Annotated in this window: 11 protein-coding genes; 2 read left to right on the forward strand and 9 right to left on the reverse strand. The window is 36.2% G+C overall.

Annotated features, from left to right (window positions below; all coding sequences use genetic code 11):
- Window positions 1-256 precede the first annotated feature (256 nt).
- The 7 genes from rny to AC07XN_RS16815 all read right to left on the reverse strand — a co-directional run bounded on the left by rny (window position 257) and on the right by AC07XN_RS16815 (window position 9,827).
- On the reverse strand, window positions 257-1,834 hold the full coding sequence (gene rny / locus AC07XN_RS16785) for a ribonuclease Y (protein WP_309912915.1): 1,578 nt from the start codon (window positions 1,832-1,834) through the stop codon (window positions 257-259).
- A gap of 345 nt (window positions 1,835-2,179) precedes the next feature.
- A complete protein-coding gene (locus AC07XN_RS16790) occupies window positions 2,180-2,470 on the reverse strand; it encodes a cell division protein ZapA (protein ID WP_309912912.1) in 291 nt (96 codons plus the stop codon).
- Between the two features lie 85 nt (window positions 2,471-2,555).
- A complete protein-coding gene (locus AC07XN_RS16795) occupies window positions 2,556-2,885 on the reverse strand; it encodes a hypothetical protein (RefSeq protein ID WP_309912909.1) in 330 nt (109 codons plus the stop codon).
- A 139-nt stretch (window positions 2,886-3,024) separates the two neighbouring features.
- On the reverse strand, window positions 3,025-4,542 hold the full coding sequence (locus AC07XN_RS16800) for a lipopolysaccharide biosynthesis protein (protein ID WP_494743908.1): 1,518 nt from the start codon (window positions 4,540-4,542) through the stop codon (window positions 3,025-3,027).
- A 338-nt stretch (window positions 4,543-4,880) separates the two neighbouring features.
- Complete coding sequence (locus AC07XN_RS16805) at window positions 4,881-6,275, reverse strand: FGGY-family carbohydrate kinase (RefSeq protein WP_494743909.1); 1,395 nt, start codon at window positions 6,273-6,275, stop codon at window positions 4,881-4,883.
- Window positions 6,276-6,281: 6 nt separating this feature from the next.
- Window positions 6,282-7,556 carry a sugar isomerase gene (locus tag AC07XN_RS16810; RefSeq protein ID WP_309912901.1) on the reverse strand — a complete coding sequence of 425 codons (1,275 nt, stop codon included), beginning with the start codon at window positions 7,554-7,556 and terminating at the stop codon, window positions 6,282-6,284.
- A 144-nt stretch (window positions 7,557-7,700) separates the two neighbouring features.
- Window positions 7,701-9,827: a bifunctional aldolase/short-chain dehydrogenase gene (locus AC07XN_RS16815; protein ID WP_494743910.1), complete on the reverse strand. Its 2,127-nt coding sequence runs from the start codon at window positions 9,825-9,827 to the stop codon at window positions 7,701-7,703.
- A gap of 455 nt (window positions 9,828-10,282) precedes the next feature.
- On the opposite strand from AC07XN_RS16815, the gene AC07XN_RS16820 reads away from it, so the two are divergent.
- The gene (locus AC07XN_RS16820) at window positions 10,283-12,955 is read left to right on the forward strand and encodes an MGH1-like glycoside hydrolase domain-containing protein (protein ID WP_309912894.1); all 2,673 of its coding nucleotides are present in this window, start codon (window positions 10,283-10,285) and stop codon (window positions 12,953-12,955) included.
- Window positions 12,956-13,028: 73 nt separating this feature from the next.
- Here AC07XN_RS16820 and ilvA read toward each other — a convergent pair whose 3' ends face one another.
- Window positions 13,029-14,306, reverse strand: a complete 1,278-nt coding sequence (gene ilvA, locus AC07XN_RS16825) for a threonine ammonia-lyase IlvA (protein ID WP_494743911.1) — start codon at window positions 14,304-14,306, stop codon at window positions 13,029-13,031.
- An 82-nt stretch (window positions 14,307-14,388) separates the two neighbouring features.
- Window positions 14,389-15,273 (reverse strand): AraC family transcriptional regulator, encoded by an 885-nt coding sequence (locus AC07XN_RS16830; RefSeq protein ID WP_309912888.1) that lies wholly within the window; start codon window positions 15,271-15,273, stop codon window positions 14,389-14,391.
- Window positions 15,274-15,495: 222 nt separating this feature from the next.
- Between AC07XN_RS16830 and ilvC the strand changes: the two genes are divergently transcribed.
- Window positions 15,496-16,980 (forward strand): ketol-acid reductoisomerase, encoded by a 1,485-nt coding sequence (ilvC, locus tag AC07XN_RS16835; RefSeq protein WP_309912885.1) that lies wholly within the window; start codon window positions 15,496-15,498, stop codon window positions 16,978-16,980.
- The last annotated feature ends 62 nt before the right edge of the window (window positions 16,981-17,042 follow it).

The following is a 17,042-nucleotide window of genomic DNA, read 5'->3' on the forward strand; positions in this document are numbered from 1 at the left end:
TACTAAATGTTTGGTAATAAGCTTTTTAACATGGTTGTTTAAAAAAATACCCTAATTCTTAATTTTTATGCTTTTTGAAAACTGATTTAAGTCATTTTTTTTATCAATAAACCCTCTTAAATTGAACGCAATTTTTTGGAATGTACAATTACCTTTTGACTGTTTTCGTAGGCAGTTAAAAGACAAATCCCCCTAAAAGAATTTTTCTCTTAGGGGGATTTTGTTATTAGGAATATAGCTAAGCTATAAACCGTTATTATTTTGCGTAATTCACGGCCCTCATTTCACGGATAACTGTTACTTTGATTTGCCCTGGATATTGCATTTCTTTTTCAATTTTCTGTGAAATATCGTATGATAGCATACTCGCTTTTTCGTCAGAAACATTTTCAGAATCTACCAATACTCTCAATTCACGACCAGCCTGAATAGCATAGCATTTTTGAACACCGCTAAAGCTAACGGCTAATTCTTCTAATTCTTTTAGGCGACGCATATAAGATTCCATCATCTCGCGACGAGCACCCGGACGAGAACCTGAGATGGCATCACACACCTGAATAATTGGTGAAATCATAGAAGTCATCTCGATTTCATCATGGTGAGCACCAATGGCATTACAAACCTCAGCGTTTTCTTTGTATTTCTCTGCCAACTGCATCCCCAGAATAGCGTGAGGCAATTCTGCCTCCTCATGCCATACTTTACCAATATCGTGTAATAGTCCTGCACGCTTCGCTAACTTGGCATTCAGACCTAATTCTGCCGCCATAGTAGCACAAAGCTTAGCTACTTCACGCGAGTGTTGTAAAAGGTTTTGTCCATACGAAGAACGGAAACGCATTCTACCTACCATTTTGATTAATTCAGGGTGTAACCCATGAATTCCTAAATCAATAACGGTACGTTCTCCGATTTCAATAATTTCTTCGTCGATATTCTTCTTCGTTTTGGCAACTACTTCTTCAATACGAGCAGGGTGAATACGACCATCCTGTACTAAACGGTGTAGCGACAAACGAGCAATTTCGCGACGAACAGGGTCAAAACCTGAAATGATGATGGCTTCTGGCGTATCATCTACAATAAACTCTACCCCTGTAGCGGCTTCTAAAGCACGGATATTTCTACCCTCACGACCAATGATTTTACCTTTTACGTCATCCGATTCAATGTTGAAAACAGATACACAGTTTTCAATCGCATTTTCAGCTGCCGTTCTTTGAATAGTCTCAATAACTACTTTCTTAGCCTCTTTAGTAGCTGTTAACTTAGCCTCCTCAATCGTATTTTTGATGATAGAAGATGCCTTCGTTTCTGCTTCTGCACGCAAAGCATCAATCAATTGTTGGCGTGCTTCGTCAGCAGTTAAGCTTGCTATTTTCTCCAATTGTGATACTTGTGAAGCCAACATCTCATCCGCCTGAATTCTTTTCTTATCAGCTTCTTCGGTCTTTTTTCTTAAGTTTTCTTCTTTAGAAGTCAACGATTGTTTTTGCGAATTTAACTCAGATTCTAATTTCTTAGTCTGTTCCATCGAAATCTGTAAAGTACGCTCACGTTCTTTTAGTTTTTGCTCATTTTGAACTAAAATCTGCTTCTTTTTATTTGAATCATCTTCAAATTCCGAGCGAAGTTTCAAGAACTTTTCTTTGGCTTCAAGTATTCTATCTTTCTTGATGTTTTCTGCTTGTAATTCAGCATTTTTGACAATATCTGAAGCTTTGGAAGTTGCCTCTTCTTCGATTCTCTGGGTATTCTTTGCAAAAGCAAGCTTACCGACAAATATTCCCGCTATCAGCGAAGCAACTGCGGCAATGATGGGAGTTAGCATTATTTATATCGTTTTAGTTAATAGTTTTCGTGCATTGAATAATGCAATCCGACCAACTATTGAGTGAAAAAAAGGACTAAAACAGACAAATGCCTTGAATGTGAAAAGAAAAATTAAACGTTTGTATATCGTATTTAAAATCAAGAATAGTTAAATCAAACAAGTAAACTAGAAATTTGTATGGCGTTGTTTATGGAAACGAATCCAATCAAAATCATGTTATTAGAATGTATAAGGTTTAATTTATGGTATTCAGGTACTTGTACTAATTTTTATAAATATGATTTATAATCGCTCAATTTTATACTTAAAACGTTTAAACGAATAATAAAGAAATATGTTAATTCATTCTGTAACAGAACTCAATAAGTTGTCTAATTCAGCAATCTTCCCCATCACAGATTTTTGAAGATCACCGTGTTTGACGCCAAATTTAAGGTTGCTCATTACAAAGTCTAAAGCAACTATTGCTAACAGACGTTGGTGCGAGTCTACCTTTTTAGTTTCTCGATAAGAATCCATTTTTTCATTAATCAACTTAGCAGCTTTGCGAACAAATTCCTCTTCTTCCTTCCCAACTGATAGGCTAAAAGGTTCGTGAGCAACAACTATATTACAAGGGACTTTTTCGGCCATTATATTTTTAAGTTTTAAATTAAAAGTTTTGAGTTATTTAGTCAAGAAAACTATGAACTATGAAACGATCGATTTTGTAAACTTTTTATTTGCTAAGCTGACTAATACACCTATCTATTTCTAAGATATATTGGTCAAGTTTTTCTTTCAATTCGGCAGGATTGCCTGTACTATTTAGATTGTTTACTGCAATCTTAGTGATTTTATCTGATTTTTTAAAGTTTTTTACTCTTTGGTTTAATTTTTTGTTTAATTCTTGGTTTTCTTTTAAGGTCTCAGCCAATGTATGTTTTAAAGATTCGTTTTCTCGGGTGGCTAATTCAAGCCTAGTTTGCAAATCTTTATATCTTAAGACAACATTCCTTAGTTTTATTTCTAAGGCCTCAAATTGAGTCCGAATTTGATTGTCAGTCATCATGCCTTTGTTTAGATAAGTATTTAGATTGCAAAAAATCTAAAGAAATAACGATACATTGAATAAAACCCTGAAATTAATCTAGGCTTTAATCCTATTTATTACAAAGTTCTATAATTTACTCGAAAATTTTATGTTTTTATCTTAAAAAAGCATATTTATCTCTGACTTTCAATGGAATAATTGTCTTTCGCTCAACTAAAACAACACCAGCAGCATATAAACTCAGTAATATGAAATGATATGGGATAGAAATCCATAAATTTTCAATGTTAATCTGCATGGTACAAAAAATTAATACACCCGCTGAAATAATATATCCAAAGGCTGAAAGTATCTTATACGGTACGGGATAATACTTTTGTCCGAAGTAATAACACAAGGCTGTCATCGAAAAGCAAGATATCAAAAAGGCTATCGCACAACCCATATAGCCCATCTTGGGAATTAGGATAATATTGAAAAAGATAGTGATTGCCAAACCGCCAAAAGTGATTCTGGTACCGAAATATGTTTTCTTGTTGAGTTTAAACCAAACAGAGATATTGTAGTAAACACCTAGGAAAAGATTGGCCAGTAATAAAATCGGTACTACTTTCATTCCTTCCCAATAAATCGGCTTTCTTAAGAAAAGGACTTTTATAATATCCAGATTCAGGCAAACCCCTAGCCAAATAAATATACAGGTTATCAAAAACCATTTTGTTACATCTGCTAATGTTTCGGGCGAATTTTTATTTTCAGTTTTTGCCAGAAAAAAAGGTTCGGCAGCATAGCGGAAAGCTTGTGTTGCTAATGCCATAAAAATAGAAAGCTTATAAACGTTGCCGTAGATGCCTAGTGCCTCCTGAGAAGTACGGTTGGGATAAAAACCTTCTGGTAATAGTCTTTCTAGTAATATTCTATCAAACATTAAGTTAAAGGTACTTGCCAAACCCATAATCATAATAGGATAGGCATATATCATCAAGTTTTTGAAAGTGGCTTTATCAAACTGAAATTTGAATAGTTTGAACTCTGTCCTCAAGAAATAGAATAAACTAGCATTGGCTAGGAGGTTAGCTAAGAAAATATATCCTGCCCCAACACTTGGTAAGTATAATTTTTGAGCTAGTGGTTGTAAGAAAAGTAGATAATCTCCATCTGCTATTTTTTTGAAACCTAATAAAAAAATAATGTTCAATACTACGTTTACAATGATGCTGAAAATTTTTGCAGCTACGAATTTCCTAGTTTTTTTCTCTAATCTCAATCTGGCAAAAGGAATGGCTGTAATCGCATCGATGGCTACTATCAGTGCAATCCAAGTTAAGAAAATCTCTTTGCCCGGTACGCCTAATGCATTGATGATGGGTGTTGAAAAAATAATGATGATACTGGTAAATACCAAACTACTAATGGTGATGGCCGATTGAATGATGTTATAATATTTTTCTTTGTCGTCAGTAGCAAAACGGAAGAAGGCTGTTTCCATGCCATACGTATAGATAATATTAGCAATGGCTACGTATGCATAAAGCTTTACGTTTATATTAAGTTCTGCGGGTGTAAAGGCAGCGGTATGAACAGCCACTAATAGGAAGTTAAGTGATCGCCCTAAAATTGTACTTATGCCGTATGATGCTGTTTCGCTGGCTAATTTTTTTAAAACACTCATGTTAATCAGAATTGTGTATCAAACAATCGTTTATCTTTTTGCTTACCACAATGTAGTCGCAATTTACAAGGACTTATGTGTTAATACAATCTTGATTTCAAATGAGTAGATAAAAAATATTTTTCAAAATAAGTATAAACACTTATAAATATATGAGTATTTATACTATATTTGTGACATAATAATCAATTCGTGGTTGAATTGTGCTTTTAACAGAGCTGAGTGATTAAACGCCCCAAATACGTTTAATCACTTTTTTTTTGCCCTTTTAAAACAAGAAACGAGCACCGTATTCCGATACTCGTTTCTTGTTTTAAACAATATAGTTGGCTAAAGTATTAACTTTCAAGCTGATACTTTTTTAATTCAATCAAATTGTCGGGTAAAGCTTTATCCGTCCAGTATTGATGAATCGAAAGAGCAGCACCCAACGAGGTAGCCTGAGCAACAGAGGCTGCATAGACTTCTAAGGTAGGGAATGCCATGGCTAGTAATGTCATAAAAATTTCATTTTTACCAAAACCTCCATCCACAAAAAGCTTTTTTACGGGCGAATTATTCAATACTAATTCAGTAGCAATTAATTGTTGAGCAACAATATCAATAATTAATTGATGATAGGCTTCTTCGTAATTATTGAAAACAGTCAAATCTCTACTTCCAAAAAGAGATTCTTGTAGTGGCGGACGTCTGGCTTCACGCAAATGGTCGTCGTCGCCATGTAGTTGACTTTCCCTTAATCTATGTAAAAGTTCTAAGTCACACTTTACAGTTTTATAATAATCATTTGCCAGATTGAAATGCAATGCCAAACGCTTGGTTTGTTGTTCGTGTTCATAACCAGCAAATAACCTTGAAGCCTTTACGGGCTTACCTTCATAGTGCATATACGACAAACAATCATATTGCAATTCCTCCGCACTCAATGGAATATGATTGAAAGGATTCAAGCTAATACACCACGTACCCGTTGAAAGCAAAATAAAAGGCTCGGTGAAAGTAGCAAGGTAGGGAATCAACGCTGCAGAGCTATCGTGCAGACCAACGCCTACTTGTAATTCATGGTTACCAATACTTTTTTGCTGAACCTGATTAGAAGGAAAGATAGGAGCGAGCTTCTTGTCAATGCCTTCTTCATGTACCCATCTGTGATAAGTATTTTTAGTAAAGTCCCAAAGATTGGTATGACAACCGATACTCGTAATATCTGAATAATAGTTACCCGTAAACAGAAAATTCAAGTATTGCGGTAAATGCAAGGAGTAGTTGATTTTGGCAAATAAATCTGGTTTCTCGTATTTCAAGCGATATAACACCATTCCTGAATTGAGGTTTCCTAATACGGGCGATGCTGTAACTTGTGAAAACTTTTGTTCACCATCATAAGTATCATAAAACTGTTTTTTCAGGGTCTCTGAATACGTCTTTAAATAATTATACAAAGGCGCCACCGCTTTACCATTTGCATCAAGATGCACAAAGCTTGCGCCGTAAGTTGAAAAATTTAATGCCTTAATAGCAAAATCAGGAAGGCTTAGTACCTCCTCAAATGTTTGGGTTACCCACGCATTGAGGAGGTCTAAATCTTCACAGTTATCGCCATCTTCGTCTTGAGTTTCGTCGAATTGAGTCGATTTTTCTAAAACAATTTTGTACTGCTCATCAAAGAGGAACAGTTTTTTATTGGTTTTGCCAATGTCAAAAATAGCAATGACAGAAGTTTTGTTTGTCATAAAAAATTAAAGCCCAGTAGAAACGGCTTTCAGGCCTCTTTCTTGAATCAAATTTTCTCTAATTTTCAAGTTGCGATACAATGCAATTGGGTTTAATGCTCCACCAGCACGAAGACGAGCTTCAGCGACTAATGCACGAACATCGGTACGGAAAGCATCCTGTAAAATCTCTTGACAACGCACTACATCATTTTCCTCTTGAGCAATCTCTAAAGATTTTTTATCAACAGATAATGCCTGCGCATAGGCCGTCATGATGGCTTCTACTGATTGCAATAAGTCTTCTAATGGATCTTTTACATTGTGTGATGCATCAATCATCCATCCTAAGTCTGTAGCATGGTTCATTCCTCTTGCATCCATACCTTCCACCAATTCGTTGAAGATTAAGAACAATTGGTATGGCTTCAATGCACCAGCCGTCAAATCGTCATCACCATATTTAGAATCATTGAAGTGGAAACCACCCAATTTACCTTCCATTAATAATAATGCAACGATTTGCTCGATATTGGCATTTGGCAAATGGTGACCTAAATCAACCAACGTGAAAGCTTTGTCACCTAATTTTTTAACATATGAATACGACTGTCCCCAATCTCCAACAGTTGTTGAATAGAAGTTAGGTTCAGCACATTTATATTCTAAGAACAATTTCCAGTTGTCTGGTAAAGCCGCATAAATTTCCTCTAAACTTTCCAACGTATTTTGGTAGGCTTTACGGAAGTTTAATTGTCCAGGAAAACAAGAACCGTCAGATAACCAAACCGTTAGTGATTCAGAACCTAATTCAATACCATGCTTGATTACTTCAATGTTATGGTCAATCGCTTGTTTACGAATAGCCTTGTTAACATTTTGAAGTGAACCGAACTTATAAGTATATTCTTGATTCGCTTGGTCTTGGAAAGTATTTGAGTTTACAGCATCGAACTTTAAGCCATGTTGTGCTGCCAATACTTTGATAGCCTGCGCATTTTGAGGTATATCCCAAGGAATGTGTAAAGAGATAGCACCACTTGCTTGGTTTAAAGCGTGTAGTAAACCTACATCTTCAATTTTTTCTTCTATACTTCTTGGTTCGCCACCACCAGAAAAACGACCAAAACGTGTACCTCCGGTGCCCAAAGCCCATGAAGGAATAGCGATTTGGAAATCAATTAGTTTTTGGATGATGTTTTCAGCATTTTCAACTTCTGAAAGCGTATATGCCAATTTACGTTGATGTCCAGCAAGTACATCTTCGTTATGTGAATGAATTTTATATTTTTCGAGCTGCATTGGAGAGGAGAAAGTTTATTATTGGATATAAGTCATTGGGAGGATAAACAAAGCATTGTTGAAATACCTTCATCATCTTTATATACTAATAGCCTGTAAATAAAGAACCCCTTTCCGTTTAGGAAAGGGGGAATAAAATTATTTCTAACGATAGAAGCCCATTGCTACACCACCATCTACGTTTAGTGCATTTCCAGTTGATTTACTCAATAAACCACCTACAAAAGCAAAACATGCATTAGCGATATCATCTGGAAGAATGATTTCGTTCAATAAAGTACGTTTCGCATAATAAGCAGGTAATTCAGCCACTGTGATTCCGTAAGCTTTCGCACGGCCTTCAGCCCATCCGCCTGCCCAGATATTTGAATCTGAAATTACTGCATCAGGATTTACAGTGTTTACTCTGATTTTGTCTCCACCTAATTCAGCCGCCATCAAACGTGTTAAGTGTGCTTGAGCAGCTTTAGCAGAACCATAACCAGGGTTGTTTGGTCCAGCTACTACGGCATTTTTAGAAACAATATTTACGATGTCGCCACCTAAATTTTGTTTACGCATCATGGCTACACCTACTTGTGAAACCAAGAATTGTCCTTTTACCAAAATATCGTATAATCTATCCCACTCTTCAATAGAATGTTCAGCAATAGATTTAGAAATACTGATACCAGCATTGTTTACCACGATATCAACACCACCGAAAGCTAAAGCGGCGTCATCAAAAGCTAAAGCAATTGAAGTAGCGTCAGTAACATTTAATAAGGTAGAAGAAACGGCATCTTTACCGAATTTACTTATAAACTCAGCTTTTGCTCCGTCTAAACGTTCTTGATTAATATCGTTAATGATTACGCAAGCACCTTCTTCCGCAAATTTCTTAGCGATTGCCTTACCAATACCACCCGCAGAACCAGTGATTAAAGCGATTCTACCAGAAAGTGCTTTTGGTTTTGGCATACGTTGCAATTTAGCTTCTTCCAATAACCAATATTCAATATCAAATGCTTCTTGACGTGGCAATGAAGTATATTCAGAAACTGCTTCTGCACCTTTCATTACGTTCACAGCATTTACATAATATTCTGAGGCTAAACGTGCTGTTGTTTTGTCTTTCGAGAAAGTAAACATACCTACGCCTGGGTAAAGAATTACCACTGGGTTAGGGTCACGCATTGCTGGAGAGTTATCTCTTTTACAAGTATTATAATACTCTGTGTACATCGCACGATAGGCTTCAAAAGCAGGTGCTAATTTTGCTTTGATAGCGGCTACGTCTGTCAAATCTTCGTTTGGTGCTAATTCAAGTACTAACGGAGAAATTTTTGTGCGTAGGAAGTGGTCAGGACAAGAAGTACCTAGTGGAGCCAACTTAGCAAGGTCGTTTGAATTGGTAAATTCTAACACACGCGCATCGTCAGTGAAGTGTCCAATCATATTACGATATGAAGAACAGAAACCACGTAAGATAGGAGCGATAGAAGATGCTTGTTTCTTACGGTCAGCTTCAGGAAGGCTTTCAATTTTTTGACCGCCAAACACAGGAGCTTTCTTTCCGTAATTTGCTTCTAAATATTCAGCGCATTTTTCGATTACTTCTAAGGTATTAATATAAGAATCGAAAGAAGTATCACCCCAAGTAAATAAACCATGAGAACCCAACATGATACCTTTTAATTTGATACCACGAGATGCTGCTTCTTCCAAACACTCACGCAATTGAAGACCCAAGTCGAAACCTGGACGTTGCCAGCCTACCCAACCAATTTCACCGTTGAACAATTCCTCAGTAATTTGCTTACCATCTTTAGCTGCTGCGATAGCAATAGCGGCATCTGGGTGCAAGTGGTCGATATGAGCAAAAGGTAAAAAACCATGAAGAGGAGTATCAATAGAAGGAGCTTTAGAAGCTAAATCGAAGATACAGTGGTTGAATAATTCTACCATTTCATCTTCAAATTCGATACCGCGGTATACGTTTTCTAAAGCACGAAGTCTGTCAACATACAAAGCTGCACAACCTGATTTTTTCAAAGTACCGATGTCACCACCAGAACCTTTAATCCACATCACGTCAGTTTGATTGCCCGTCAAAGGATCTTTATCTTTGATTTTTACAGAAGTGTTACCACCACCATAATTGGTTAAACGTAGATCAGCTCCTAATAAATTTGAGCGATAAATGAATAGAGCTACTTCGTCGCCTGCTAATTCGGCTGCTTTGGCTTCGTCCCAAAGATAGCTGACGTATTTGAATGTCTTGGTTGCCATTTTTTATAAAAAATATAATAATTAATGTTCAACAAAACTAGAATTCTCTGTATCTTAAACCGTCCTGTACTATCATGCGGAAAAATAGTGTGTAAATAGTGCAATCTGTTGTTGACACTTTTAGTATTTAAAATAGTAACTTTTTTGCCTGTTTTTTGATACTACATTATGCTAATTTTAGTATAAATATTCAGTAATTTAATTATTTGGTGATGATTGATTCCCTATTTTTAAGTATAATTACTCTAAAACTTGCATTTTAATCTATTTAGATAGGCTATTATGATAAAGGTTTGGGTGTTTTTTTTAAATTTGATAATATTATTGCACATTAATGCATAAGATTGAATTAATATTGCATTTGTTTGCAACTACTGGTATTATAAAGGTAAAAATTATAAATAAAAGTAGTATAAAATTTAGAAATTTATTGATAACCATTTATATAAAAAGGTATGAGTAAAAGTATAAGTGCGGAGAAGTTGCGATTGAATACTCGCAAAGATAATAAGGGATGGAAAAAGTGGGGACCTTATCTCTCTGAGCGGCAATGGGGTACAGTTAGAGAAGACTACACAGCCAACCAAGATGCATGGAACTCTGTAACACATGATATGGCTCGTTCTATTGCTTATCGTTGGGGCGAAGAAGGGATAGCGGGTATCTCAGATAATAAGTCTCATATTTGTTTTGGCTTGGCTTTTTGGAACCATAATGATCATATATTAAAAGAACGTCTTTTTGGATTAACGGGAAGTGAATCTAATCATGGGGAGGATGTAAAGGAACTCTATTATTACCTAGACTCTACGCCCACGCATTCATATATGAAGATGCTTTATAAGTATCCTATCAATCCATATCCTTATGACAAGCTAGTTTCTGAAAGTAGGAGACGTTCGCGCTTAGAACCCGAATTTGAAATACTTGATACAGGTGTTTTTGACGACAATGAATATTTTGATATTTTCATAGAATACTCTAAGGCTGACGAGCAAGATATTTTAATAAAAATAACGGCTCATAACAGAAGCAAAAAAGCAGCACCACTCACGATTTTACCTACCATCTGGTTTAGAAATACTTGGAGCTGGGGCTACGAAAAATATAAATATAAACCCATGATGACGGGGGTGGCCAAAAAAGCCATCGATATTGATAACAAAAATATTGGGCATTATAAATTGTATTGTGAAAATGCCCAAGAGTTACTCTTCTGTGAAAACGAAACCAATTTTGAACGCCTTTATAAAGTAGGCAATGCTTCGCCTTATTGTAAAGATGGTATTAATGACTATATCGTTGATAACAAGAAAACGGCTGTAAATCCTAATAATATTGGTACAAAAGCGGCTGCTCGTTATACTAAAACAATTAAGGGAGGAGATAGCTATACCGTAAGGCTTCGTTTAGTCGATCATTCTATCCTTGAACCTTTCGGTGGTTTTGAAGATACCATGGACAAGCGTATTCGTGAAGGCAATCAGTTTTATGAAGAAGTACAGCAAGGTGTTGAAGACCCCGAGTTACTAAAAATTCAGCGACAAGCCTATGCTGGTATGCTTTGGACTAAACAATGGTATTATTATAATGTCAACGAATGGATAAAAGGTGACCCTGCGATGCCCAAACCATCGGAATATAGGAAATATGGAAGGAATGCAGGCTGGCGACACATGTATTCTGCCAATATTCTTTCGATGCCTGATAAATGGGAGTACCCTTGGTTTGCAGCTTGGGACTTAGCTTTCCATACTTTACCCTTAGCAAGGGTTGACCCTGATTTTGCAAAGCGTCAATTAGCAGTAATCCTTCGAGAATATTATATGCATCCTAACGGGCAGATTCCTGCCTATGAATGGTCGTTCTCGGATGTGAACCCCCCTGTACACGCATGGGCTACTTGGAAAGTATATGAGATTGATAAAGAGACAAATGGTAAAGGCGATATAGCCTTTTTAGAGAAAATCTTCCATAAGCTTTTATTGAACTTTACTTGGTGGGTAAATCTAAAAGATGAGGGAGGAAATAATATTTTTGGAGGAGGTTTCCTCGGTATGGATAATATTGGGGTATTCGACCGTTCAGCTACTTTGCCAACAGGCGGACGCTTAGAACAAGCTGATGGCACGGGTTGGATGGCAATGTATAGCTTGAATATGCTAAGAATTGCCGTTGAAATTGCCGTTGAACGCCCCGTTTATCAAGATATGGCATCCAAATTCTTTGAACACTTCTTGCATATTGCAGGAGCGATGCAATCTCTTGGTGGTGATGAAATTAGTCTTTGGGACGAAGAAGACCAATTCTATTATGATATGCTTCATTTACCTAATAATAATAGTATGTTATTAAAAATTAGGTCGATGGTTGGTTTAATTCCTTTGTTTGCTGTAGAGGTTTTAACACCAGAAATGCTTGAAAAATTGCCTGATTTCCGCCGTAGGGTAGAGTGGGTTCTTGCTAACAGACCTGACCTTGCAAGTTTGATTTCTCGTTGGTATGAATCAGGAAAAGGAGAAAGTAGGCTATTAGCTATCCTGAGAGGGCACCGTATGAAAATGATTATGAAACGAATGTTTGATGAAACCGAGTTCCTTTCAGACTTTGGTATTCGTTCTCTTTCAAAATATCATTTGGAAAACCCATATCAGTTCAGAGTTAATGGAGATGTACTAAGGGTTGATTATACCCCTGCCGAGTCAACGGGAAGTATGTTTGGTGGTAATTCAAACTGGCGTGGACCTATTTGGTTTCCAATGAATTTCTTGTTGATAGATTCTTTGATGAAGTTTCAAGAATATTATGGTAACGATTATGAAGTAGAATATCCTACTAATTCTGGCAATATGGTGAGTATCAAAGAGGCAGCGTTAAGTATTTCTGAACGTTTGATTAACTTATTTACACAAAATAAGGAAGGAAGACGCCCAATGTATGAGAAATATGAGAAAATGCAGAGTGACCCTCATTTTAAAGACTTAATTCTTTTCAATGAATATTTTGATGGGGATACAGGTAAAGGACTAGGAGCTGCGCATCAAACTGGTTGGACGGGTCTTGTGGCTGAATTGATTTTGAGTGTTTCAAAAGCAGAAAAACACAGGGTTAGAGAATCAAGCATATAAAAATCAAGCATATAAATTCGTTTAATGATAAGGCATTAAAAAAGGTATCAGCACTACGCTGATACCTTTTTTGTTAGACCAAAACCGAAAACAAATCTGGTTGTTCATTCAATTTTTGATACACAATATTTTGTTCTATCATTCGCCCTAGTAACGGTTCATAATCTTCTTTGTGTTTCAGTTCAATCCCTAATAGTACTGGGCCAGACTCTCGGTTTGTTTTCTTCTGATATTCAAATAAGGTAATGTCATCTTCTTCGCCCAACACATTATTCAAGAAATTTTTCAAAGCACCTGCTCTTTGTGGAAAACGAATGATGAAATAATGTTTTAATCCTTCATAAAGTAATGAGCGTTCTTTTATTTCTTCGGTACGGGTAATGTCATTGTTACCCCCAGAAACCAAGCACACGACATTCTTCCCCTTGATTTCATCTTTCATAAAATCTAAGGCAGCAATCGTTAAAGCCCCAGCAGGTTCGGCTACAATCGCCGATTCGTTGTATAATTCTAAAATAGTTGTACAAACTTTTCCTTCTGGGACTAGGATGATATTATCCAACGTTTCTTTACAAATATTGAAAGTCTTCTCTCCAACACGTTTTACGGCAGCCCCATCTACAAATTTATCGATGGTTTCAAGCTCTAATATATGACCAGCATCAAAACTAGCCTTCATTGATGCAGCACCAGCAGGTTCGACACCAATGATTTTAGTATGCGGAGAAAGTTGCTTAAAAACAGTAGAAACGCCCGCCGAAACACCTCCGCCACCAATGGCCAGAATGATATAATCTATTTTAATATCTGAATCCTTAAAAATCTCTAAGCCAACAGTTGCTTGACCCGTAATTACATCCATATCATCAAAAGGATGCACGTAGGTAGCATTGTTTTCGTCACAATATTGTTTGGCCGCGTTTGAGGCATCATCGTAAGTATCACCTACTAACATTACCTCAATATCGTCTTTACCAAACATCTTTACTTGTTTGATTTTCTGATTAGGCGTAGTAGTAGGCATAAAAATAGTGCCTTTTACCTTCATTTTATGGCAAGCATAAGCTAGCCCTTGCGCATGATTTCCTGCCGAAGCACATACTACACCTTTGGCAAGCTCGTCGGCCGAAAGCATCGCCATTTTATTATATGCTCCTCTGATTTTGTAGGAGCGAACAATTTGTAAATCTTCTCTCTTTAAAAAAATATTAGCTTCATAGCGTTCTGAAAGCACAATATTTTCAGTCAATGGCGTATGTACTGCCACTCCTCTGAGGCGCTCAGCCGCTTCATAGATGCTTTCAAGTGTCGGAAATATAGAATCTTTTTTTTGATCTGTTTTATTAGCCATGTTGATGAGATAAAGCCTTTGATTGTAATAAAATTCCTTTTTCTACAAATATAAGATAGTTTATAGGTAAAAATGATTTTCCTTACCTAGATAATCCGTTCCTAAATTCCAAAGGCGAAAGATTCGTCAATTTTTTGAAGTATTTTGAAAAATATGATTGGTCAGAAAAGTTGAGTTGATAAGCAATTTCAGAAATTCCCAAATCGGTATGCGTCAAAAAACGTTTTATTTCCATAATCATACGGTCATTGATTAAATCGGTTGATGTTCTGCCTGTTACACTTTTTACCGTCTCGCTTAGGTAATTGGGTGTAATAGCAAGTAGGTGTGCATAATCTTTTACCGATAAATTTTCCTGACATTTTTCTTCAATCAATTGCTTGAAACGTTTTACCATGATTTTCCCTTTGCTGGTTTTATCATCATAATTACTGAGTGGGTAAATTCTTTTGCATTGGATAAGAATTAAATCTAACAAAGCACGAATGGCCTCCTCTGAATCGGTTAAGTTTTGCTGATTTTCGTAAATAGCATTCTTAAAAAGCTCTGTTAGCACCTGCTTTTCTGCCTGATTTTCTAAGTAAATCGGTGGTGTTTCTTGATTAAGGTTATAGAAAAAGGGAAGCTCGAAAAGCTTGTAAGGGTCAGTCTTGTTAAAATGGTAAAAAGAAGATGTAAAAAGGAATATATAGCCTTTTACATCTTCAGAAAGGTCTAACTCATGAATCTGACCCGGAGAAAGAAAAAAAATAGTATTGGGTTTTATTGTATAATTCTGAAAATCAATCGTGTGAATCCCTTGTCCTTGTGTAAGGAAGAGGATTTCGTAAAAATCATCATGACGATGTGGATAAGTTACCTTAAAATTTCGATTAATATCAAAGGGTTCAATCTGAAATTGAATCGTTTTTTCAGATTTACTATTAAACCTATCGATGCTATAAACAGGAATGTCTAATTGTTTCATGTAATAAAATTACACATTTAGCTTTAGTTGTAAAAGTTTTAAAATCATCTACTTAAAATAAAATACGATTACCCTGATATGAATTACCCATGAAAAGTACCTAAATAAAACACTAATTTACCATTCATTAATTGATGATTTTTATCAACTTTGTGCATATTTCAGCAATGTTGCGAATTTTAGCCTTCGACAACGTTATTCAAAATCAAAAACATTCAAAAAATGGCAAATTATTTCAATACTCTTTCTTTAAGAGAAAAATTAAATCAGTTAGGTGTTTGTGAATTCATGGAAAGTAATGAGTTTGCTGACGGAGTAAGCGCTTTAGTTGGGAAAAAAATCGTAGTAGTTGGTTGTGGTGCGCAAGGATTGAATCAAGGATTGAACTTAAGAGATTCTGGTTTAGATGTTTCTTATGCTTTACGTCAGGAAGCAATTGATGCTAAAAGACAATCTTGGAAAAGTGCTACAGAAAACAATTTCAAAGTAGGTACTTACGAAGAATTAATTCCATCTGCTGATTTAGTAATTAACCTTACGCCAGACAAACAACATACTTCAGTAGTAAATGCTGTAATGCCTTTGATGAAACAAGGAGCTACGCTTTCTTATTCACATGGTTTCAACATTGTTGAAGAAGGAATGCAAATCCGTAAAGATATTACAGTAATTATGGTTGCGCCAAAATGTCCAGGTTCAGAAGTACGTGCTGAATATGTTCGTGGTTTTGGTGTACCTACTTTGATTGCCGTTCACCCAGAAAATGACCCAGAAGGAAAAGGATGGGCTTATGCAAAAGCTTATTGTGTAGGAACGGGCGGTCATCGTGCGGGAGTGTTAAAATCTTCATTCGTAGCAGAAGTAAAATCTGACTTAATGGGAGAGCAAACTATCCTTTGTGGTTTGTTGCAAACAGGTTCAATCCTTTGTTTCGACAAAATGGTTGAAAAAGGAATCGATGCTGGTTATGCTTCTAAATTAATCCAATACGGATGGGAAGTAATCACTGAAGCATTGAAACAAGGTGGTATTACAGCTATGTTCGACAGACTTTCGAATCCTGCGAAAATCAAAGCATTTGAAATTTCTGAAGAATTGAAAGATATTATGCGTCCGTTGTTCCAAAAACACCAAGATGATATCATGAGCGGAGAGTTCTCTTCAACAATGATGGCTGACTGGGCAAACAACGACAAAAACTTGTTGACTTGGAGAGCTGCTACTGGCGAAACTGCTTTTGAAAAAACTCCAGCAGGAGATGTTAAAATAGCTGAACAAGAATACTTCGATAACGGTTTATTAATGGTTGCGATGGTTCGTGCTGGTGTTGAATTAGCCTTTGAAACAATGGTTGAAGCAGGTATCAAAGAAGAATCTGCTTATTATGAATCATTACACGAAACGCCGCTAATCGCTAACACGATTGCTCGTAGAAAATTATTCGAAATGAACTCTGTCATTTCAGATACTGCTGAATACGGATGTTATTTATTCGACCACGCTTGTAAGCCATTATTAGCTGATTTCATGTCAACAGTCGAAACTGATATTATTGGTACAAACTTCAATGCTGGTAAAGATAACGGCGTTGATAACAGAACAATAATCGCAGTAAACGAAGCACTTCGTTCACACGATATTGAATTTGTTGGTGCTGAATTACGTCAAGCAATGACAGACATGAAAGCAATTTCTACGGTAGCGTAAGGAATTGGTTTTACTGAATACTAAAAAACTCCAGATGAAATTCATCTGGAGTTTTTTAGTAT

The organism is Arcicella sp. GW458-12-2-14-TSB2 (assembly GCF_059423785.1).